This is a genomic window from uncultured Sulfitobacter sp. (genome assembly GCF_947499945.1).
Classification (GTDB): Bacteria; Pseudomonadota; Alphaproteobacteria; order Rhodobacterales; family Rhodobacteraceae; genus Sulfitobacter.
This window is the reverse complement of sequence record NZ_CANMQD010000001.1, coordinates 1,116,606-1,136,764: the sequence shown is the minus strand read 5'-3', so window position 1 is coordinate 1,136,764 and position 20,159 is coordinate 1,116,606. Positions and strand designations below refer to the sequence as shown.

The window sequence follows — 20,159 nt, the reverse complement described above, 5'->3', positions numbered from 1 at the left end:
AGCCCGTATTGGCCTCAATTACTCCTGCTTGACTATGAGATGGTAAGAACTGCTAAGATCATCGAATGTATTTGAGGTTTGTTTGCTCAGCGAATGTTAGCGGCATGGATGCACGTGAAGGATTCTTTCGCGCGGCGTCTGTTTTGGTTAACGATCCCAGCACGGCCACGTACACAGCGAACTATGTACGTAGTCTCATGATTTGGTTCACTGAGAACCTCGCCATCCCGGATAGGTTTTCTAAGTCGAATTCAAAAGGAAGATATGAGCGTTACGCACGAGGGATAAGTTGGTTTAAACCGTCCGCTACTGAGCATATAGCAAGAGCGTTCGAGTTAGCTTCAATTCTGGAGCAAAACGGTTTTAGCGTTGATATCCTGAAAGAGAAAAGGCTCGGATACGGGGTTTACGAAGATGAATACCAAATCGTAGCAGAGCCTTTTTCAGATACATCGACTTAAGTCCCTGCGTTTTTAGCGAGCGTTGACTTTGTCTACATGGCAGACCCTTTGCCCTGATGAATGTTGTGTAAATAGTAATTGACGGTCTTGGGGTCGCCGCATTGCAGTGGGCTTGTAAGGTGCTACGTGCCGGCAACTGCATAGCTGCCTGTGAGAATAAGTTTTGTGGAAACCATGCTCTTTGCGTATCGGACTGAAAGAACATCGAATACACGGTATTTTGTTCCAATGACCCGTATCAGTTGGTTCTTACCTTGGACCAAAATGATGATTTCATGCCATGCCGTACTTGCAATGTCTCAAGGTATTGCGCGTGGGTTGGGAAACGCTGGTAGTCTGTAATATCGACATCCAGGGATGTGCAATCAGACAAATGATCAGCGGCGTGGCTGTACATTGTCGCGCGCCCTTGCTCCAGCGCGTGATCAATCATGCTGCGCCAGAGAAGTACGGCGGCGAGGGGGTGGCGCTCGCGTAACGCCTCGGCTGCGGGTGTGAGCAGACTATAGTGATCGCCGTTCACTTCATCTGCGCGTTCTTCAATCAGACGGGCAGCTGTTAGCAGGTCGGGCCACCGCAGACAGAATTCGAGAGCGGTTGACAGAGGATGATAGGTCAGGACGTGGCGTTTCGCATCGTCCTCAGCCTCAACATCATCGAAATCCGGAAGCAGGCTCAAATAACCGCGCAGATGTTTTGCGTTGAGGGTCTCGCAAAAGCAGGTCCAGCGGTGCGTCTGCGCGTCCTCATTGTGGCCCAAAGCCAGCAAAACAGCGATATAGGCATCGTCCCACGCTTGCTGTCCGTGCGTATTTTCCGTTGTCTCTGCAGCCATGAGCACACTAAGCGCATCCTCCTTTTCGTCGTCCGCCAGCAAAAGCATTGCCACCTCGGCAGCGATTTCTTTGCGTTCCAGATCACGGGCAGAAAACTGGGAGATATAAGACGCCGTGTCGCCCGTGGCCTCTGCGATCTCCTGCAGGCAGGACTGGACAAAGCGTGCCTTACGCTTCGCCGCATGATTGATGCCGCCGCGTAACTCACGCAGGAACACGATGGCATCGTGGTCGTTGGTTTGCTCTGCATCAGGCTTGCCTGCATGGGCTTCGACTTGAGCCTTGAGTGCTTCAAGACCCGACGCGCCAAGTGCGGGGACCATCAGCGTTATGACACCGTCCCATTCACCATAGGCGTTATTAAGCACTGCCTCCCATACGCGGTCTGCCAGCGCATGAGGCTCAAGCTGCGCAAGCGGCGCGATCCCCGCAAACTGTAGAAGCGCTGCGCGGAATACGTCACTCACGTCCCCTTTGCTGTCGTCTACGCGGCCAAAGATCGAGGGGGCCATCTCGATGAACTGCCAAAGAAGATCAAAGGCAGTTGTCGGGTCATCGGCGGCGATTTTGTCGACGATCATCGCCTCTTGGGTCTCAAGGTCCTTGATCAGCGCCTTGCGTTTGCGCCAGCCGACATAGCTGGTTGATTTGCGCAGCGAGGCAAGCCGCTTACGCACGTCATGGGCCAATTCGGACACCCCAAGGTTATGGCTCAGCTCGAGCCGTAGCCTGCGCTTGATGTCGGCACTGCCAGCGCTCACTTCGATCAAAAGGGCCGCGAGCGTTTCTGCACCCAAGGCTTCTAGGTTTGTGGTGTTAAGAGTCTTTTTTGACATGGTCTGTTTTTGGCACTCGGTGGCGGGGAAGGGAAGCGAGGATCGTCTTGCATGACGGCTGGGAAGTAGGGTAGCGCGCCTTTCCTCGCAATCGCGTCGGCCCTGTCTGTAAAATTCACCGACTATTCTGCATGTTAGGTTGCCACTGTCCTGTCGCAGTCTATCTATTGGTCAACACGGCGGGGGCCAGACGCACAAGATGACACGAAAACCGATCATTGTTGCCAAGAAAATCGATAAGTTCTTTGGTGACTTTCAGGCGCTGACGGATATCAGCCTAGAAGTGCATCAGGGGGAGCGGGTTGTGATCTGTGGTCCGTCCGGCTCTGGTAAGTCGACGCTGATCAGGTGCTTTAACGGGCTTGAGAACCACGACGCTGGCACACTGCAAGTTGACGACATTGAGTTGTACGCGGACGCGCCTCAGATACGGCAACTTCGTCAGGATGTTGGAATGGTGTTTCAACAGTTCAATCTGTTCCCCCACCTGACCATCTTGGAGAACCTGACAATCGGCCCGATGAAAGTGCGTAACCTCAGTCGCAAACAGGCGGAAGAGACAGCGCGCAAATATCTTGAACGGGTGCGCATACCCGAGCAGGCAGACAAGCGCCCCGCGCAATTGTCAGGGGGCCAACAGCAGCGGGTGGCGATTGCGCGCGCGCTGTGTATGGAGCCGCGTGTAATGTTGTTTGACGAGCCGACATCGTCGCTGGACCCTGAGATGATCGGCGAAGTGCTCGATGTTATGGTTGAACTGGCCGAGACAGGCATGACCATGGTCGTCGTCACGCATGAGATGGGGTTTGCGCGTAAGGTGGCCGATACGATGGTGTTTATGGAGGCAGGCAAGATCGTCGAGGTCTCCCCACCAGAGACATTTTTCACCAATCCGAAATCGGCGCGTGCGCGGTTATTCCTTGATCAGATCTTGGAACATTAAACCATGTCGAATACCCGTCCTGTGACCCTTAAACGCGTGATGAATAACCTGCCTGTTGGTGTAGGGCTTTATCTGGTCATCGTGGGTGTCATTGTTTGGGTCGCCTACACCGGTGCGCAACAGATGGGGTATAACTGGCAATGGTACCAAATCCCCAAATACATCTACACCTTTACCGATGATGGGTTTCAGCCAGGGGAAATCCTGCACGGGCTGTGGGCTACGATTGTTCTGTCGGCTGCGTCTTTCGCGCTGGCAACTGTACTTGGCCTCGGCATCGCACTTTTGCGGCTGTCGGGGCTGGTAGTGGGGACGGGTGTGGCAATTGGGTATCTTGAGTTTATCCGTAATATCCCGCTGCTGGTGCTGTTGTATCTGTTTTACTACGTGCTTGGTCCCGTGTTCGGGTTTGACCGCTGGACCGCTGCTGTGCTCACGCTCGGGGTGTTTCACTCGGCCCTGATCTCCGAGATTTTCCGCGCAGGCATCAATTCGGTGGCGCAAGGCCAGTGGGAGGCTGCGGCCTCTATCGGGATGTCACGGGGGCAGGCTTACCGCTACATCATCCTTCCGCAATCGGTGCGCTTCATGATCCCGCCACTCTTTGGCGAAGTTGTCCACCTCATCAAATCCTCCGCCATCGTCAGCGTCATTGCGGTGGCCGAACTGACCACTGTGGGGCGCAACATCATCTCGGATACCTACATGAGCTTCGAGATTTGGTTCACCATTGCCGCCGTTTATCTGGCGCTCACTCTCGTCCTGTCGTTCGGCGTCTCTGCCATTGAGCGACGGTTTCAACCTGCAACTTAACTCCAAAGGAACTAATCATGTCCATGACACGTAGAAAAACCATGTCGAACGCGCTGGGGCTGGCCTTCGCGGCACTCACCAGTACCGTGTTCGCTGCACCCGCATTTGCACAATCAGCGACACAAAACCTGTCGTCTGAATCTGTGATTGAAACGATCAAGGAAGAAGGCGTCATTCGCATCGGTCTGTCAATTTTTACGCCGTGGTCCATGCGGGATGTAAACGGTGAGCTGATCGGCTTCGAGCTCGACGTAGGCCGCGAATTGGCTAAAGATATGGGTGTGGACGTGGAATTCGTGCCGACCGCATGGGATGGTATCATTCCGCAGCTGGTCGCAGGCAATTTTGACGTCATCATCTCGGGCATGTCGATTACGCCAGCGCGTAACCTGACTGTGAATTTCACCCAGCCGTATGCCTATTCCGGCCTTACCATTCTGGCCAACAAGGAAATGACCGATGGCTTCACGCTGGAGGATTACAACTCTTCCGAAGTGACATTTGCGGCACGCCGTGGTGGCACGCCTGCCTCCACCATCGCACAGCTGTTTCCAGAGGCGACATTGCTGCTGTTTGACGAAGACGGTGCCGCGACCCAAGAAGTGTTGAACGGCAATGCCCACGCCAATATGCAAGCAGAGCCTACGCCTTCCATCGAAGCACGCCGCTATCCTGACCAGCTTGTCGTCCCATTTGACACGCCGTTTTTGGCCACCGGTGAAGGTTTTGCAGTGCGCAAGGGCGACAGCGACGCGCTCAACTTCTTCAACAACTGGATCGCTGTGAAACAGGCAAACGGATGGTTGAAAGAGCGTAACGACTATTGGTTCAAAGGCGAAGACTGGTCCGACCAAGTTTCCCAGTAAGGACCCCTCGGCGTGCCCTTATTTATCAAACGATTGCGCTGGCTTGACTGGCTGATCCTCGCCATATTGGCGGGGGTCACGGCCTATATCGGCCTGCGCATGCAGGGCGCGCTGAACTACAGCTGGCGGTGGGAGCTTATCCCCGACTATATCCTGCGCTACCGCGAAGACCGTCAGGAGTGGTTCGCTAATCTACTACTCCAAGGCCTGTTCGCAACCATCCGCATCAGCATCTATGCCAGTATTCTGGCGCTGATCATCGGGGTAGGCTTGGGCGTTGCCCGCTGCTCCGAGAACCTGACGACGCGGTTGCTGGCGCGCACCTATCTTGAATTGCTGCGCAACATCCCCCCTGTCGTCATCATCTTCATCTTCTTCTTTTTCCTGTCCCAGCAGTTGATTGACGCGCTGAACCTCAATTCATGGGCGCGCGGGATTGCCCGTGGGGACAACGCCCATATCTGGGAATTCTTTTTCGGCGATATGCGCCGGTTTCCATCGCTTGTGTCTGGTGTGATTGTGCTGGCGATGTTCGAGGCGGCCTTCGTCGGGGAAATCGTTCGTGCCGGCATACAATCCGTTCCAAAAGGCCAGCGCGAAGCGGCACGTGCTATCGGCATGACCCGTTTTCAGGAACTCCGCTATATTGTGATGCCCCAAGCCATGCGCAAAGTTGTTCCGCCTATGGCAAACCAGTTTATCAGCCTGATCAAAGACAGCTCGATCATCTCGCTTATTTCGGTTCAGGAGTTGACCTATAAAACCGTCGAACTGGTCGCATCGACCCGTTTGATCTTCGAGGCATGGCTAACCACGGCGGCCTTCTATTTCATTTTGTGCTTTGGACTATCGATGCTGTTTCGACGGCTGGAAAATCGAAATTCGTGATTTCCGCAGTTTTTGCCGAGGGACCCAGCAGATGGTGTCCTGCTTGAATTTCGCGCGATATCTGGCGGCAGGCCTCCAAAGGCATTATGAAAAAGGGAACTTACAAGAAGGTATCGAGAAATGATCCAACCCACAGCTTCGTTTAAACAAAATCTGCAGCTTCTGCCTTCTATCGAAGGGATATCACGCATCGATCTAATTGATCCAACTGGTACGGTTGTTGCCTGCATCGAAAATCAGGCTGGCAAACAAGGGTCACTGGCTGTGTATCGCTATCTCCAAGAAAGCTTTGGTGCTGTGTCAGACGATGCGGCGGAGCACGGGCTTGATGTTTTTGCCGAGCACACGATTGATGCAAGAAACCGCCCTGGCGCACATCCGAATATTGATTTGTTGCTGAAGATTGCGGGCGGAGCGGCTCCGCTGAACATACAGATTGTGCGCGGCTAAGGCAGTTTATCCTCGGCTCCAACCTGAAAAATTGCTTTGAGGTATTGCGCCTGTCTCTCTCGGTGTGAGCTTTTGAAAGAGCCAAAGAATGCTGAACCAACGTGTAAGAACACATCTTTGCGAAATTGCAGCGAAAGCAGTGCCTGTGACGTATCTTGAGCTTGCCAAAGCCCTTGATATTTCACCACCGAACATCATCCGGCAGGTAACAGACGCTCTTGAAATTTTGATTGAGGAAGATGCTGCTGCCGGTCATCCATTGATGGCAGCGTTGGTGATCAGCAAGGGGAGGGAAGGCTTGCCAGCCCTCGGCTTTTTCGAGAGTGCAAACCGTGTCGGGCGATTTTATGGGGAGCCTTCGGGACCAGAAGCGGTAGCTTTTTATGCTGCCGAGTTTGAGAGTGCTGTTGAATTTTGGCGCACATGACTTTGCGGCTGTGGGTGTTTCGTGAGCGTAATCACGGCCCTTATTTTTGGTATATCGGAGTGCCACGTTTTGCAGGAAGTTGATTATGGCTGAATTTGCCCACCTGCCTGAACGCCTTTATCTGGATTTCGATAGTTTTTTCGCCTCGGCGGAACAACACTTCAACCCAACTTTGCGCGGTAAACCAGTTGGCGTGGTCGCGCTTGATTCACCGCATACGGGCTGCATTGCGGTGAGCCGTGAAGCCAAAGTGCGGGGTGTGAAGACGAATATGCCCGCACGCGAGGCGCGGACCATACTTCCTGATATGACCTTTGTTGTGGCGCGCCCTGATGTCTATGTCAGGTTGCACAAACGCATTCTCGAAGTGATTGAAACGGTGGTTCCGATCCAGCACGTCCGCTCGATAGACGAGGTCGTCTGTGCGCTTTTGCCGAGTGAGGCCCGTCAGGGTTTGGCTTTGGCCGCGCGGATCAAAAAAGCATTGTTGTTGGAGTTCAGCCCTGTCCTGACTTGCTCCATCGGCATCGCCGCGACGGAGCTTTTGGCAAAGCTGGCGGCAGAGCGTCATAAGCCCGATGGGGCGGTTTTGCTGGAGACCAGGATGCTGCCTTCGTTTCTGGCCGATCTGAAGCTTGGCAAACTGCCGGGGATCGGGGAGGGGATGTTGGTTCGGTTGAAGGCTGCTGGTGTGTATGATTTTTCAGGATTATGGGATTTGGCACCCAAGCAGGCCCGCGCCATTTGGGGTAGCGTTGAGGGTGAGCGTTTCTTGCAAGAGCTTCACGGCACTCATGCGCCGCGAGATCAGACACAAAAACGGATGTTTGGCCACAGCAGAGTCCTGCCGAACGACTGGCGTAGTCCCGACAGGGTTGAGGATTGTGCCAGACAGCTGTTGGCAAGTGCCGCGCGGCGGTTGCGCCGTACCGATCTACGCGCGTCCAAGCTGACATTGGCGATGCGCAGCCAGCGGTTGAGGTCAACCCGCGAAAAGAGCGCCCAAGCACAGCGTTGGACATGGGAGGGGCAGTTCCAGCCCTCGCGGGATGACCTCAGCTTTGGGCGTGCCCTGTCAAAGGGGCTTGGCGCTGCGCGGGCGCAGATGCGTTTCGCGCCAGCCTCGGTGTCTGTCATGCTGCACGGGTTGGAAGCCGAGGGTGACATCACAGGTGATTTGTTTGCTGCGCAATCAGGCGACACGCGCGATCAGGCGCGATGGGAAAACGTGAGCAATATGATGGACGATCTGCGCAGCCGCTTTGGGGGTAAGGCGCTATCGCTTGGGCAACATGAAAAAGTGCCGGGTGGTTTTGTCGGTGGTAAGATTGCTTTTGGTCGTATTCCCGAAGCTGGGGATTTTGAGGATGCCCCGACTGAGGACGGGGATACGCATTTCTGTTCGTTTTAGAGGCGTTGGGTCATGGCCTTTTCTTTGCCACGCCAGATCAGGGATTGATCGTTTATAAAAGCCAGGTCGACCTCTCCCGAGATAATCTGATCGCACAAGTGAACGGCCTGTGCAGCCTGCTCGCGCGTCAGGTGCTTGTAGGCAGGGCGCGGAATATGATCGTACCAGACGCCGCAGCATAGCGTATCCAATACAATACGTTGGAAACAGTGATCGTTGCCCACGGGCCAATGGCGGTGGGTTGTTCGTGCAAGGTCGGGCATGATCTCTTTTGTCAGTGTCATATAGCGCGACACGAGGTCAGCGGTGCGCAGATTCGTCTGTGTCATTGTGATCCCCTATTCACGGCTAAAAAGTAGCATGCGAGAATATTAGTCAAAGGAGCAATGGTCGCAGGCAAATGCTCTCGACGGGCGGGGCATCACTGCTAGGTCATAGCCTATGAAGTATACTGATACACAGCCATTGTGGCGTTTACTCACGCTCGCCTTTGGTGTGCTACGCCCGCCTGCGGGGGGATGGCGCATATCGGTGGCTATTGTCTATGGCATCGTTTGCCATCTGACCTTTGCAGCTGCAGTGCTGGCGATGATGATCGCAATGTTCTTTGGGATGTCGCAGAGCTTTGGCAGGGTTCCTGGTCTTTGGGCTGTGGTTGCAAACGCTGCCTTGATTGTGCAGTTTCCTCTGATCCATTCGCTTTTGCTGTCTCCTCGTGGCAGCCGCATCTTGGCAAAACTCGCACCGCGTGCTTTTGCACGAACTCTCTCCACCACGACTTATGCCATCATCGCCTCCGCGCAATTGCTGGCTTTGTTCGCTCTATGGACACCCAGCGGCGTCATTTGGTGGCAGGCAGAGGGGATCACCTTTGCCCTTATCTGCGGCTGTTACGCTGTCTCCTGGCTCCTGTTGATCTGGGCCAGCTATGACGCCGGTGCAGAGGTGCAATCAGGCGCATTGGGCTGGATGTCACTGGCGCAAGACATCAAGCCAGTGTTTCCCGATATGCCCACGGCGGGCCTGTTTAGTATTATCCGTCAACCGATCTATGTGTCCTTCGCGCTAACAACCTGGACTGTGCCCGTCTGGACGCCTGATCAACTGTTTCTTGCAGTAGCATTGACTGCCTATTGCCTGCTTGCGCCGCGTTTGAAAGAGCGTCGATTTGCGCGGCGCTATGGAGACCGATTTGAGGGATACAAGCGCGATGTCCCTTATGCCATCCCACGTTTGCCACGTTCAGACCTCTGAGGAATTAAGATGAAAACCAAAGATATCATCAGGGACTTGGCGAAGAAATCGGAGTGTCCAGATTTTACACCGAGCCGGACCGCAGGCCTTGCGCGGCTCGATCTGTTCGCCGAGCGGGCAGGGGGGATGTGCGACCGTTGCCGCAATTACGATCTGGGTCCAGAGCAGCGCACAAATGTCTCGGCGCTGTCACCGTGGATCAGGCATCGCCTCATTTCCGAAACCGAAGTTCTGCATGCTGTTTTGGAGCGTCACACGTTTGAAACGGCCGAACGGTTTGTGCATGAGGTATTCTGGCGGACCTATTTCAAAGGGTGGCTGGAGCAGCACCCCAGCGCTTGGGCTTACTATCAAACGGGCCTTCGCAGTCAGCTTAATAGCCTCGATAAGGACCGCCGATTGGCTGCTAATTACGCCGATGCAGTAGATGCACAAACAGGGATCGACTGCTTTGATTCTTGGGCGGAAGAGTTGGTAAATACAGGCTATTTGCACAATCATGCACGCATGTGGTTTGCGTCGATCTGGATTTTCACCCTGCGCTTGCCGTGGGAGTTGGGGGCGGACTTCTTTCTGCGCCACCTAATGGATGGTGATCCTGCCTCCAACACATTGGCGTGGCGATGGGTTGGAGGCTTGCAAACCAAGGGGCGCCCCTACATCGCGCGGGTCTCCAATATTTCCAAGTTTACGGACGGGCGGTATTCGCCACTTCACCAGCTGAATACCGATGTAACAACGCTGACCGAGGATGCTGAGCATCAGCGCGTGGTTTTGCCTCAAGCCATACGCGCTGATGACGTTACGGGCGATTACCTTTTGCTAATTACCGAAGAGGACATGCAGATCGCCGATACCTTGCCGCATCCGTCGGTCGTAACTTTGGGTGCATTGGCAACTGAGGCCCGCTCCCCTTTACCTCTGGGAAAAATCGCGCGCGGCTTTGCTCGGGATGCTATGCGGAATACTTGCGCAGGCGCACAGATTATTGAGACAGATGCGTGGGCTGATGCGCTGATCTCGGCCTGTAAGACTGCGGGGGTAAAAACTATCGTGACAAGTTACGCGCCAGTTGGCCCCGTCGCGTCGGCCCTGTCTTCAGCATCGCCTGATTTGCATGCAGCGGGTATAACTCTTTACCAAGTGCGCCGCGCGTTCGATACGACAGCTTGGCCTCATGCCACTAAGGGATTTTTCAAAATGAAAAAGGAAATTCCTTCCCTTTTGAAGCAGTTGAAAATCGTCACTTAAAGTTGGGGATGAACTATCCTTTTGGGCTGGTTCAGTTGGTCAGCGGTTTAGGCATCGTCAGGAGATCGCGTCGGGCGTGTGCATGATGAGGGCTTAATTGCCGTACTTAGTCCAGAGTAGGTTGACGTCTTGAACTGTTTTCCAAACCCTAACGCGAATGCCTGTGTCGGTTTCAGGGCATGGCAAGAATAAGTGCGTTTCAATCATCTAAATTTGGGGCTTTTCCCATTTTATTTCAAAGCCAAATCTGGCGTCGATTTCACGAAAGTTTGCCTTCTGAACATTTTTACCCAATCATCCCTTGCGGCCGGATCGAATGTGCCACCAGGTGGGAGCAGGCTAAGTTGACCTAAAGCTGTACCAATTTCTCCGTGCCGAAATTGCTCGAAGTGACCCCCGAGATAGGCGAACATGTCTCAGAACGATTGCTTCTTTGGCAAAGCATCGTCTTTTGTCTGACTGGTTGAGCTTACATGGAATAGACTTGTGACTCGAAATTTAGCGTTACTTGCTCGGATCAATATCTAACGATGGCAACAGACTGAGCGGCTGCTTTGTCCGGAAACCGGCGATTCATCCGCCCAATTCATGATCTAACCGCTGCTGTGCAACATCCTCGTGCCGCTCGGCCTTTTGTTGGTCCATGAGGGCGCGTTCGACGTAGTTCAGGTGCGCCTCTACGGCCTCTCGTGCACCCGCGGCATCGCGGGCGATCAGGGCGTCGTGGATAGTACGGTGTTGGTCGAGCAAGACAGCGCGCTTAGTCTGCTGTTTGAACATGACCTGACGGTTGTAGAAGACACCGCCGCGCAGCAACTCGTACATGGAGCGCATCATGTGGAGCATCACGACATTATGGCTCGCTTCGATGATTGCCATGTGGAACTGCGCGTCGAGAGCGGCCTCATCCTCGGCGCTACGGCTGTCGTGGGCGGCTTCCATTTTGGCAAAGATAGCGCTGATTACAGCAAGGTCAGTGTCGGAGCCAAGACGGGCGGCGCGTTCTGCCGCAAGCCCCTCCATGTCGCGGCGGAAGGAGAGGTAGTCCATTGTGGCCTCGTCGTGGCGGGCGAAGAGGGCAGTGAGTGCGGGGGAGAAGGCGGAGCCAAGAACGTCGGCGACAAATACCCCCGCGCCGGGTTTGGAAGCGAGAAGCCCAGCCGCCTGAAGTTGTGCAATCGCATCTCGTAGGGAGGGGCGGGAGACGCCGAGGCGTTCGGCCAGTTCCCGTTCTGGCGGGAGGCGCTTTCCGGGTTGGAGGATGCCACGCAGGATCAATTCTTCAACCTGTCGCACCACCGCAGAGGAAAGTTTTTCAGGACTGACGGGGCGAAATGGCATGTGGACATCCTTTGATTGGTCAAAATATATGACCAATCAAAGGAAGGGGCAAGGCGTGCCGATTTGTTGTACCTAGTTCTTTTGCTTGCGCATCTGGACTGTGACGGCCGGATATTTGAACTCGTCCTTTTCATTGTCGACTTTTGCCGCGGTGACCGCCCCCACGATGATTACGCCGATAATACCACCAGCGGCAGCGTTGCTCATGCGTTGTTGGGTCGTGGCATTAAACGCATTCACCGTTACTGAGCCGCTTTGATCCTCATAGGCGCAGCGAATGAAGATTGCGGGTGAGTTCGGCCCATAATCGGGGACAATCAGGTTTGCAGGAGTGGTGAACTTCGCCGAATAGACGCCAGCATCAAGGGTGCAGGGCACTCCCGAAATCTCTTTGCGCTGGCCATCGCTCGCAACACCAGCAGAGCGGATCGGCAGTGTTTCCTGACCGCGGAAGGACGGCACGGGATTGCCTCGGCGTCGCGGTCCTGCATAGACGTCGAGGCCCACAGCGTTTGCCGCATTTTTGGGTGTGACAGAGATGGGCGGTGTTGTGATTTCTGCGGGCGTGCATGCTGCAAGAGCTGCGGCGGATAGAAGGGCGACGATTGGGACGAAACGCATAGAATCTCTTTCTAATCTGGAGTTTCGCTCTTTTAGCCGCTGGTTTAAGACTGCGGGGTTAAATTGGGTCTAACCCCATATGAGAAAATCAGATTGTGCCTAAATAACATCGTTATAGCAGGTTAGCGGTTTGATTTGATTTTGGCTTTTAAGAATCGGGTCAGCGTTTACTAATTGTTAAGCATAAAGATCCATCAGTGAGGGATGAAACTTATAGTCCTCCTTTTTGTGCTGTTCCTGATGGGCTGCAACACGGCTGGTCCGCATTTTCGCGGGCTGGAAGCAACGACTGTGACTGTCGATGGCTCCACTTTTGATGTGCGGGTGCGGGGCGAGTTGGCGGAAGCGATCCGCACCAACAGTGAATATGCGCCGCGCTTTGGTCCGATCCGTGAGCGGGCGGGGCGGGCGATGGCGATGGTCAGTGGTTGTGAGGTAAAGGAAGTGCGCGGGGATCAGGCGCAGTCGACGGGGATATTGCGCTGTGGCAAGGGCGGTAAGCGGGTCGTCCCTATGCTGCCTGTTGACGTGGAATGTGTGCCTGTGCGCGGGACCAAAGTTAAGCAGCTGGGCGGTGTAGCCGTGGAGATCGACTGCGCCCCTGCCTGATTGGCGCAATATCTTGTGGATAAGTCGCCTGATACCGCTGATGGTTGTGTGGAGTGGTTGACTCGGGTCGGTCAACTCCGTCACCCTACTGCACGATCCGGAATCACCATGCAGGCGGTATATGCGCTTTTCCAAACTTAGGCTGACGGGCTTCAAAAGCTTTGTTGACCCCACCGATCTGATCATCGCGGATGGTCTGACGGGTGTTGTGGGGCCGAACGGCTGTGGGAAATCCAATTTGTTGGAGGCGCTGCGCTGGGTCATGGGGGAGAACCGCCCGACCGCGATGCGCGGTGGTGGGATGGAAGATGTGATTTTTGCGGGAGCGGCGACGCGACCTGCGCGCAACTTTGCCGAAGTATCTCTGCAGATTGATAATAGTGAGCGGTTGGCCCCTGCGGGGTTCAACGAGAATGACAGCCTCGATATTGTGCGGCGGATCACGCGGGATGTGGGCAGTGCGTATAAGGCGGCGGGTAAGGATGTGCGCGCGCGCGATGTGCAGATGCTGTTTGCCGATGCCTCGACGGGGTCGCACAGCCCTGCATTGGTGCGGCAGGGGCAGATTAGTGAGCTGATCAACGCCAAGCCCAAAAACCGTCGCCGTATTCTAGAGGAAGCGGCCGGGATTTCGGGGCTCTATGCGCGGCGTCATGAGGCGGAGCTGAAGCTGAACGGGGCGGAGACCAATCTGGCGCGGGTTGATGATGTGGTTGAGCAGTTGGCGGCGCAATTGGCGCAGCTGGCGCGGCAGGCACGTCAGGCCGCGCGGTACCGCGAGATTGGCGATCAGTTGCGTCGGACGGAGGGGACGTTGCTGTATCGCCGCTGGCGCGAAGCGGATGATGCGCGGGCGAAGTCCGAGGATGAGTTGCGCCAGCGCGTGACGGCGGCGGCGCAGGCCGAGGGGCTGGTGCGGACGTCAGCCAAGGCGCGGCAAGAGGCAGAGGAAGCGCTGCCTGCGTTGCGTGAGGAGGATGCGATTGCGGCGGCTGTTGTGCAACGCTTGATCGTACAGCGCGATACGCTGAGCGATCAAGAGGCGCGGGCGAGTGCGCTGATCGAGACGTTGCAGGGGCGGATTGACCAACTGGCGCGGGATATCGAGCGCGAAGGCGGGTTGAACCGTGATGCGGGCGATACGATTGAGCGGCTGGAATGGGAGCAGCGTGAGCTTGCTAAGGCGGGCGAGGGGCACGATGTTGCTTTGGAGAATGCGGTGGAAGTGGCGCGGGAATCGGCGGCGATTTTGCAGGCGCGTGAGGGTGAGTTAGGCCAGCAAACCGAGGACGTGGCACGGCTTGCGGCGCGGTATGGCTCGGCTGAGCGGTTGTTGGAGGACAATCGCAAGACACAATCCAAGTCGGAGGCAGAAGCAGTGCGCGCGCGGGAGGCTGTTGCGGCGAGCGAGGCTTCGCTGGCAAAGGCAGCGGGTGATTTTGAGACGGCGACAGCAGCAGAGGCTGCGGCACAGACGGCTGCACAGGCGGCTGAGGACGGGTTGATTGCGGCGGAGGAGGCGCGGGCGACAACGCAAGCGCGCGAGGCGGAAGCGCGTGGTGAGCGGTCGGAGGCCGAGGGCGAGATGAATGCGTTGCGCGCCGAGGCGGGCGCATTGGCCAAGTTGGTGGAGCGCGACACGGCAGAGGGTGGCCAGATTTTGGACCGCTTGCAGGTGGAGCATGGGTTCGAGAAGGCGCTTGGTGCGGCCCTCGCCGATGATTTACGTGCGCCTGAAGTGGATGCGGATGGACCGTCGGGCTGGTCTGCTTTGGCGGCGTATGCACAGGTTCAGGCGTTGCCTGCGGGGGTGACGCCGCTTACCAATCATGTGTCCTGCCCAGATGTTTTGGGGCGTCGCATGGGTCAGATAGGGCTTGTGGATGCGGATGAGGGGCCGCGGTTGCAGGCCGCATTGCAGCCTGGACAGCGGCTGGTATCGCTTGAGGGTGATTTGTGGCGCTGGGACGGGTTTCGCGCATGGGCGGAGGACGCGCCATCAGCAGCGGCATTGCGGTTACAACAACTCAACCGTTTGGAAGTTCTCAAACAATCCTTGGAGCAGGCGAGCCAGCGGGCGGAAGGTGCACGGGCAGCGCATGAGAGCCTGACGGCGCAACTGGCCGCGCAGTCGGAGGCTGATAAGCGTGCGCGGGAAGCGCGGCGCGATGCGGACAGGATGGTTGCGGATGCGGGGCGTGCGTTGAGCCGTGTTGAGGCGGATCGCAACTTGGCTGCGGGGCGGTTGGAGAGCCTTGGGCTGGCCGTGACGCGCCACGAGGATGAGGCGATGGGCGCGCGGGCGCGGGTTCTGGAGGCGGAGCGGGCGCTGGCGGATCTGGGTGATTTGAGTGAGGCGCGGGCGGCGGTGGAGGATATCCGCATGGCTGTGGAAGCGGCGCGGATCACGATGATGTCACGCCGTTCTAACCATGATGAATTGCGCCGTGAGGGCGATGCGCGGACCAAGCGAGCGCAGGAAGTGACGAAGGAGTTAAGCGGCTGGCGGCACCGTTTGGAAACTGCGGAGAAGCGCAGTACGGAATTGGTTGAGCGTAAGGAAGCATCCGAGGCCGAACTCAAAGAAGCGGGCGCGGCACCAGCGGAGATCGCGGCCAAGCGTTATCAGTTGAGCAGTGAGATTACCAAATCTGAAGCGCGGCGCGCCGAGGCTGTGGATAAGCTGTCGGTGGCTGAGGCGACGCTACGCGAGACGACATTGGCGGAGCGTGAAGCGGAGCGCGCGGCCTCAGAGGCACGCGAAGCGCGGGCGCGGTCGGAGGCGCGGAGTGATGCAACCAAGGAAACGGTTGCAGCAGCGGCGGAGCGGATAGCGGAGGATCAACAGCTCACCCCGAACCAGTTGCTCACCCAGTTGGATGTGAACCCTGACCAGATGCCCGCGGCGGATGTGCTGGAGGCGGATGTGAACCGTCTCAAGCGTCAGCGTGATGCTTTGGGCGCGGTGAACCTGCGGGCGGAGGAAGACGCCAAGGAAGTGCAGGAAGAGCACGATACGCTGATTAACGAGAAGAATGATCTCGAAGAGGCGATCAAAACGCTGCGCTCGGGCATTGCGAGCCTGAATAAGGAAGGGCGCGAGCGGTTGCTGACGGCTTTTGAACAGGTGAACAGCAATTTTGGCACGCTGTTTTCGCATCTTTTCGGGGGCGGTGAGGCGAGCCTTGTGATGGTGGAATCTGATGATCCGCTTGAGGCGGGGTTGGAGATCATGTGTCAGCCGCCGGGTAAGAAGCTGTCGACTTTGAGCTTGCTTTCGGGGGGCGAGCAGACGCTGACGGCGATGGCGCTGATCTTTGCTGTCTTCCTTGCCAACCCTGCTCCGATCTGTGTGCTGGACGAGGTTGATGCACCGCTGGATGATGCCAACGTGACGCGGTTTTGTGACCTGCTGGACGAGATGTGCCGCCAGACCGATACGCGGTTCCTCATCATCACGCACCATGCGGTGACGATGGCGCGGATGGACCGTCTGTTTGGTGTGACCATGGCGGAGCAGGGCGTGAGCCAGCTTGTCTCGGTCGATCTGAAAAAAGCGAGCCAGATGGTCGCGTGAGTTAGGCCTTTGGTTTGACCTGTTCGACGGGCCCGCCTGCTTTTTCCCACGCGCCGAAGCCTTCTTTGATGTGTGCGGCGTCAAAGCCCATGTCTTGTAACGTGGCCACGGAAATGGCGGAGCGCCAGCCTGAGGCGCAGTGGAAGACGAACTTCTTATCCTGCGCGAAAACGTCTTTGAAGTACGGGCTGTCGGGGTCGACCCAAAATTCGAGCATGCCGCGCGGGCAGTGAAAGCTGCCGGGGATGAAGCCTGTGCGTTCCCGCTCGCGCGGGTCACGTAGATCGACGATTTGGACGTCGGGGTTGCCGACCATGGCGATGGCGTCCGGTGTCTCGATCTCCTCGATGCGGGCGCGGGCGTTGGCGACCATTGTGGCGGCGGAGATTTTCAGGGTCATCGTGAAGCGCCTTCCAGTTTGGACAGCAATGCAGGTGTGGGCCATGCGTCGGCGGGCAATTTGAGGCGGATCTGCTCTTTTTGCACAGCTTTGCGTGTATTCGAACCGAGGATGCCGTCGACATTGCCCACGTTATAGCCGCGTTTTTGCAAGGCGCGTTGCAGGCGTTTCATCTGGTTGCCGCTGAGGCCCTGCTCGGGGCGACCTGCATTATAGACGGGCGCGCCGCTGAGTCGGGTAGCGAAATAGGCGGCGGTGAGCACGTAGGTGAAGCTTTGGTTCCATTCGAAGAAGACGTTGAAGTTGGGGTAGGCGATGAAGGCCGGCCCTTTGCGCCCTTGGGGCAGGATCAGCGAGGCGGGTAGTTTTGCCATGCGGCCATCGCGGGGTTTTACGCCGAGTTTTGCCCATTGTGAGGTGGATTTTGTGGTTTCCAACCCTGTGAGGGACCAGTCGAAATTGGCAGGCACGATGACTTCGTCGATCCATGGCTGACCTTTCCGCCAACCGAGTGATTTGAGCATTTTGCCTCCCGACATGAGGGCATCGGCGGCGGAGGTTTTGAGCGAGACGCGGCCATCGCCGTCGCCGTCGGTGCCGTTTTCGATGATGTCGCGGGGGAGCATTTGCACCATGCCGATTTCGCCTGCCCATGCGCCTGTGGTCTTGGCGGGGTCGAGTTCACCGCGCGCAAATAATTCCATCGCGGCAAAGACCTGCGGGCGGAAGAGTTGCGGGCGGCGGCAATCGTGGGCCAGCGTAACGAGGGCGTTGGCCGTGTTAAAGTTACCTTGGATGTTGCCGTAGTCCGTCTCGAACGCCCAAAAGGCGAGCAGGACCGAGCGGCTGACACCGTATCGCTGCTCGACGCGGTCAAAGACGCGGCCATATTTGCGGCCATTGCTGACGCCGCGGTTGATGCGATCGTTGGAGATGAGGCGGCGGGAAAAGTCGACGAAGGGGCGTTGGAAGACCCCTTGGGAGCGGTCTGCACGCAGTACGGATTGATCTTGGCGCACACCTGCGAGGAAGCGTTTGGCGGTATCTGACGAGACGCGGTATTTGGGGGCCTCTGCGATCAAGCCGTTCTTAAAGCTGTTGAAGTTGCCGCCGCAGGTGGCGGCCATAGCAGTGGCGGGTGCGAGGGCGATGAGAGCTGCGAGGAATGTGGAGCGCATGAATGACCTTTGATCTAAGTATAACCGAACAGGGCGAGCAGAACCGTGAGCCCCAGTAGCATGCCCCAAGCCCGCCAAAGCTGACCTATGGCTGCATCAATATCGCTGGGATCGGGATTCTGATTACCGCTGTCCCCCACCCAAGGAAATTCCTGCATTTTGCCATTATAGGTGCGGGGGCCAGCCAATGCCACACCTATGGCGCGGGACATTGCGGCCTCCGGCCAGCCTGCGTTGGGGGAGCGGTGTTTCCGCGCATCGCGGCCAATTTCGCGCCATTGGCCGATGAGGCCTGCGGGGATTGCGATAAGCCAGCAGGTGACACGGGAGGGGATGAGATTCATGATATCATCGACATAAGCTGCCGCTTTTCCGAAGTATTCATAGCGGGGCGTGCGGTAGGCAATCATGCTGTCGGCAGTGTTGATGATTTTATAGACTAAAAGCGCAGGCAGGCCGCCGATAAGGAACCAGAAGGCGGGCGCGATGATGCCATCCGAGAGGTTCTCGGCGGCGCTCTCGATTGCGGAGCGGGCGACGGCGGATTGATCCATTCCAGCAGTATCGCGGCTGACGATCATGGCCACGGCGCGGCGGCCATCGCCCAGCGAGACTCGCAAGCCATCCGCGACAGCGGCCACATGTTGCACGAGGGAATGTTGGGCAAGCAGGATTGCACAAACGATGATCTCAACCACAGGGCCGAGCAGCGAAAGCGCCCATCCGATGAGGTAGGCTCCGCCGATCAGCAAGGCCATTGTCAACGCACCTGCCATGATGCCGCCGCGCTTGGGGTTGAGCATGCGATCCAAAGCACTAACCGCCCGTCCCATGAGAACTGCGGGATGGGGCAGGCGGTCCCACAGCCACTTTGGCTCGCCTAAGGCCGCATCGAGGAGGAGGGCGAGAATGAGGATTATGGGCGTGCTCATGCGAGGGCCTTCTCGAGACGAGACCATTGGTCAGGTGCAGGCAGGCCGAGGCGAAGCCAGCGGGAATTGTAGGGGAATACGCGACTCCAGATGTGGCGACTGGCGAGGCGGTCTTGCCACTTAGCGGCGTCGTCAACCTCGTAGAGACGGAAGAGGGTGGTTCCGCCAATGGGTTTGGCACCTGCGTTTGTAAGCAGGGAGTCAATGCGGGTGGTATCGGTAAGTAGACGCTCGCGGGTTTGGTCGGCCCAATCGTGATCGCTCAGGGCGCGTGCGCCGATTTGCAGGGCGGGACCTGCGACGGGCCAAGGGCCAAGCATTGTGGCGAGTTGATTGATTAATTCGGGATCACCGATGGCGAAGCCGAGGCGCAGACCTGCGAGGCCCCAGAACTTGCCGAAGCTTTTGAGGACGACAGTGTTTGGTGTTGCTGCTTCGGCAATGAGGGAGGCGTTGGGGATGACGTCGGCAAAACTCTCGTCGATGATGCGCAGGGGGGCATGGAGATCAGAGGCATCAAATATACGGCCATCGGGGTTGTTGGGGTGCACAATGACTTGGGCCGCCGCCTTTTGCGGGGTGTCTGTTTGATTCCATCCTGCTGCGGCAAAAGCGGCGGCGTGTTCGTTGTATGTAGGGGTCGCAATATGGACCGTCGCAGTTGGACGCAGCCGGGGAATCATCGCGATGGAGGCCGAAGCGCCGGGTGTGGCGAGGATGGCCGCCCCTTTTGGAACCTTCCAAAATTGTCGCGCGGCATCAAGGAGGGCCGATGTTGCAACGCGGTCAGGCAGGGCTGTCCACGCGTCATCGGTGAATGTGCCTAATTTGTAGGCTATGGGATTGATTCCTGTCGATAAATCAACCCATTGGCTACGTAAGCCGCCAAATTTTTCTGCCGCTTCGTCAATGCCTCCGCCGTGATCTCGTAGATTTTTGCCCAAGTATTTTACTCATTGTTAAAATTACAGGCCGAAATCAGCCAGTTTTCCCCGTTCGACAAAGCGGAGTTTGGAATAACATTCAAGAGAAGGTTATGCTCTGGGCAGTTGCGTTGATTCTGCT

The 20,159-nt window shown here is 56.9% G+C and carries 19 protein-coding genes; 11 read left to right on the top strand and 8 right to left on the bottom strand.

The genetic code is table 11. The features are described 5' to 3' along the window. Positions 1 to 699: 699 nt before the first annotated feature. Positions 700 to 2,133 (bottom strand): DUF6880 family protein, encoded by a 1,434-nt coding sequence (locus Q0775_RS05655; protein WP_298858383.1) that lies wholly within the window; start codon positions 2,131 to 2,133, stop codon positions 700 to 702. A gap of 199 nt (positions 2,134 to 2,332) precedes the next feature. Here Q0775_RS05655 and Q0775_RS05650 point away from each other — a divergent pair, with 199 nt between their 5' ends. The 7 genes from Q0775_RS05650 to Q0775_RS05620 all read left to right on the top strand — a co-directional run bounded on the left by Q0775_RS05650 (position 2,333) and on the right by Q0775_RS05620 (position 7,931). After that, positions 2,333 to 3,076 carry an amino acid ABC transporter ATP-binding protein gene (locus tag Q0775_RS05650; RefSeq protein WP_298858382.1) on the top strand — a complete coding sequence of 248 codons (744 nt, stop codon included), beginning with the start codon at positions 2,333 to 2,335 and terminating at the stop codon, positions 3,074 to 3,076. Between the two features lie 3 nt (positions 3,077 to 3,079). After that, positions 3,080 to 3,889, top strand: coding sequence for an amino acid ABC transporter permease (locus Q0775_RS05645; protein WP_298858381.1), 810 nt, complete (start codon positions 3,080 to 3,082; stop codon positions 3,887 to 3,889). 17 nt (positions 3,890 to 3,906) lie between these two features. Beyond that, a complete protein-coding gene (locus tag Q0775_RS05640; protein ID WP_298858380.1) occupies positions 3,907 to 4,755 on the top strand; it encodes a transporter substrate-binding domain-containing protein in 849 nt (282 codons plus the stop codon). 12 nt (positions 4,756 to 4,767) lie between these two features. After that, positions 4,768 to 5,643 (top strand): amino acid ABC transporter permease, encoded by an 876-nt coding sequence (locus Q0775_RS05635; RefSeq protein WP_298858379.1) that lies wholly within the window; start codon positions 4,768 to 4,770, stop codon positions 5,641 to 5,643. Positions 5,644 to 5,763: 120 nt separating this feature from the next. Beyond that, positions 5,764 to 6,093: a DUF2322 family protein gene (locus tag Q0775_RS05630; protein ID WP_298858378.1), complete on the top strand. Its 330-nt coding sequence runs from the start codon at positions 5,764 to 5,766 to the stop codon at positions 6,091 to 6,093. A gap of 88 nt (positions 6,094 to 6,181) precedes the next feature. Further along, a complete protein-coding gene (locus Q0775_RS05625) occupies positions 6,182 to 6,520 on the top strand; it encodes a hypothetical protein (protein ID WP_298858377.1) in 339 nt (112 codons plus the stop codon). 85 nt (positions 6,521 to 6,605) lie between these two features. After that, a complete protein-coding gene (locus Q0775_RS05620; RefSeq protein ID WP_298858376.1) occupies positions 6,606 to 7,931 on the top strand; it encodes a type VI secretion protein ImpB in 1,326 nt (441 codons plus the stop codon). Here Q0775_RS05620 and Q0775_RS05615 read toward each other — a convergent pair. Further along, a complete protein-coding gene (locus tag Q0775_RS05615; RefSeq protein ID WP_298859955.1) occupies positions 7,928 to 8,215 on the bottom strand; it encodes a hypothetical protein in 288 nt (95 codons plus the stop codon). The genes Q0775_RS05620 and Q0775_RS05615 overlap by 4 nt on opposite strands. A 157-nt stretch (positions 8,216 to 8,372) precedes the next feature. Here Q0775_RS05615 and Q0775_RS05610 point away from each other — a divergent pair, with 157 nt between their 5' ends. Together Q0775_RS05610 and Q0775_RS05605 are read left to right on the top strand one after the other, a co-directional pair. After that, a complete protein-coding gene (locus tag Q0775_RS05610; RefSeq protein ID WP_298858375.1) occupies positions 8,373 to 9,185 on the top strand; it encodes an isoprenylcysteine carboxylmethyltransferase family protein in 813 nt (270 codons plus the stop codon). 9 nt (positions 9,186 to 9,194) lie between these two features. Further along, complete coding sequence (locus Q0775_RS05605) at positions 9,195 to 10,436, top strand: FAD-binding domain-containing protein (RefSeq protein WP_298858374.1); 1,242 nt, start codon at positions 9,195 to 9,197, stop codon at positions 10,434 to 10,436. Between the two features lie 573 nt (positions 10,437 to 11,009). Here Q0775_RS05605 and Q0775_RS05600 read toward each other — a convergent pair. Further along, positions 11,010 to 11,777 carry an FCD domain-containing protein gene (locus Q0775_RS05600; RefSeq protein ID WP_298858373.1) on the bottom strand — a complete coding sequence of 256 codons (768 nt, stop codon included), beginning with the start codon at positions 11,775 to 11,777 and terminating at the stop codon, positions 11,010 to 11,012. Between the two features lie 72 nt (positions 11,778 to 11,849). Beyond that, on the bottom strand, positions 11,850 to 12,398 hold the full coding sequence (locus Q0775_RS05595) for a hypothetical protein (RefSeq protein ID WP_298858372.1): 549 nt from the start codon (positions 12,396 to 12,398) through the stop codon (positions 11,850 to 11,852). A 204-nt stretch (positions 12,399 to 12,602) separates the two neighbouring features. Between Q0775_RS05595 and Q0775_RS05590 the strand changes: the two genes are divergently transcribed. Both Q0775_RS05590 and smc read left to right on the top strand, forming a co-directional pair. Further along, entirely contained in the window at positions 12,603 to 13,007 is a 405-nt protein-coding gene (locus tag Q0775_RS05590) for a hypothetical protein (RefSeq protein WP_298858371.1), read from the top strand. A 121-nt stretch (positions 13,008 to 13,128) separates the two neighbouring features. After that, the gene (gene smc, locus Q0775_RS05585) at positions 13,129 to 16,584 is read left to right on the top strand and encodes a chromosome segregation protein SMC (protein WP_298858370.1); all 3,456 of its coding nucleotides are present in this window, start codon (positions 13,129 to 13,131) and stop codon (positions 16,582 to 16,584) included. 1 nt (position 16,585) lies between these two features. On the opposite strand, the gene Q0775_RS05580 is transcribed toward smc, so the two are convergent. The 4 genes from Q0775_RS05580 to Q0775_RS05565 are packed head-to-tail and all read right to left on the bottom strand — an operon-like array spanning position 16,586 to position 20,038. Continuing rightward, entirely contained in the window at positions 16,586 to 16,984 is a 399-nt protein-coding gene (locus Q0775_RS05580; RefSeq protein WP_298858369.1) for a rhodanese-like domain-containing protein, read from the bottom strand. After that, positions 16,981 to 18,162, bottom strand: a complete 1,182-nt coding sequence (locus Q0775_RS05575) for a lytic murein transglycosylase (protein ID WP_298858368.1) — start codon at positions 18,160 to 18,162, stop codon at positions 16,981 to 16,983. The genes Q0775_RS05580 and Q0775_RS05575 overlap by 4 nt, the downstream gene beginning before the upstream one ends. Before the next feature lie 14 nt (positions 18,163 to 18,176). Beyond that, complete coding sequence (cbiB, locus tag Q0775_RS05570; RefSeq protein WP_298858367.1) at positions 18,177 to 19,094, bottom strand: adenosylcobinamide-phosphate synthase CbiB; 918 nt, start codon at positions 19,092 to 19,094, stop codon at positions 18,177 to 18,179. Beyond that, entirely contained in the window at positions 19,091 to 20,038 is a 948-nt protein-coding gene (locus Q0775_RS05565) for a threonine-phosphate decarboxylase (protein WP_298858366.1), read from the bottom strand. Before Q0775_RS05565 ends, cbiB begins: the two co-directional genes overlap by 4 nt. Positions 20,039 to 20,159: the final 121 nt, after the last annotated feature.

Excerpts from the sequence above, each read along its gene's own strand:
- Q0775_RS05655 (WP_298858383.1), bottom strand. The coding sequence starts at position 2,133 with ATGTCAAAAAAGACTCTTAACACCACAAACCTAGAAGCCTTGGGTGCA.
- Q0775_RS05575 (WP_298858368.1), bottom strand. The coding sequence starts at position 18,162 with ATGCGCTCCACATTCCTCGCAGCTCTCATCGCCCTCGCACCCGCCACT.
- smc (WP_298858370.1), top strand. The coding sequence starts at position 13,129 with ATGCGCTTTTCCAAACTTAGGCTGACGGGCTTCAAAAGCTTTGTTGAC.
- cbiB (WP_298858367.1), bottom strand. The coding sequence starts at position 19,094 with ATGAGCACGCCCATAATCCTCATTCTCGCCCTCCTCCTCGATGCGGCC.
- Q0775_RS05650 (WP_298858382.1), top strand. The coding sequence starts at position 2,333 with ATGACACGAAAACCGATCATTGTTGCCAAGAAAATCGATAAGTTCTTT.
- Q0775_RS05595 (WP_298858372.1), bottom strand. The coding sequence starts at position 12,398 with ATGCGTTTCGTCCCAATCGTCGCCCTTCTATCCGCCGCAGCTCTTGCA.
- Q0775_RS05625 (WP_298858377.1), top strand. The coding sequence starts at position 6,182 with ATGCTGAACCAACGTGTAAGAACACATCTTTGCGAAATTGCAGCGAAA.
- Q0775_RS05645 (WP_298858381.1), top strand. The coding sequence starts at position 3,080 with ATGTCGAATACCCGTCCTGTGACCCTTAAACGCGTGATGAATAACCTG.
- Q0775_RS05610 (WP_298858375.1), top strand. The coding sequence starts at position 8,373 with ATGAAGTATACTGATACACAGCCATTGTGGCGTTTACTCACGCTCGCC.
- Q0775_RS05630 (WP_298858378.1), top strand. The coding sequence starts at position 5,764 with ATGATCCAACCCACAGCTTCGTTTAAACAAAATCTGCAGCTTCTGCCT.
- Q0775_RS05620 (WP_298858376.1), top strand. The coding sequence starts at position 6,606 with ATGGCTGAATTTGCCCACCTGCCTGAACGCCTTTATCTGGATTTCGAT.
- Q0775_RS05615 (WP_298859955.1), bottom strand. The coding sequence starts at position 8,215 with ATGACACTGACAAAAGAGATCATGCCCGACCTTGCACGAACAACCCAC.
- Q0775_RS05640 (WP_298858380.1), top strand. The coding sequence starts at position 3,907 with ATGTCCATGACACGTAGAAAAACCATGTCGAACGCGCTGGGGCTGGCC.
- Q0775_RS05580 (WP_298858369.1), bottom strand. The coding sequence starts at position 16,984 with ATGACCCTGAAAATCTCCGCCGCCACAATGGTCGCCAACGCCCGCGCC.
- Q0775_RS05590 (WP_298858371.1), top strand. The coding sequence starts at position 12,603 with ATGAAACTTATAGTCCTCCTTTTTGTGCTGTTCCTGATGGGCTGCAAC.
- Q0775_RS05600 (WP_298858373.1), bottom strand. The coding sequence starts at position 11,777 with ATGCCATTTCGCCCCGTCAGTCCTGAAAAACTTTCCTCTGCGGTGGTG.
- Q0775_RS05605 (WP_298858374.1), top strand. The coding sequence starts at position 9,195 with ATGAAAACCAAAGATATCATCAGGGACTTGGCGAAGAAATCGGAGTGT.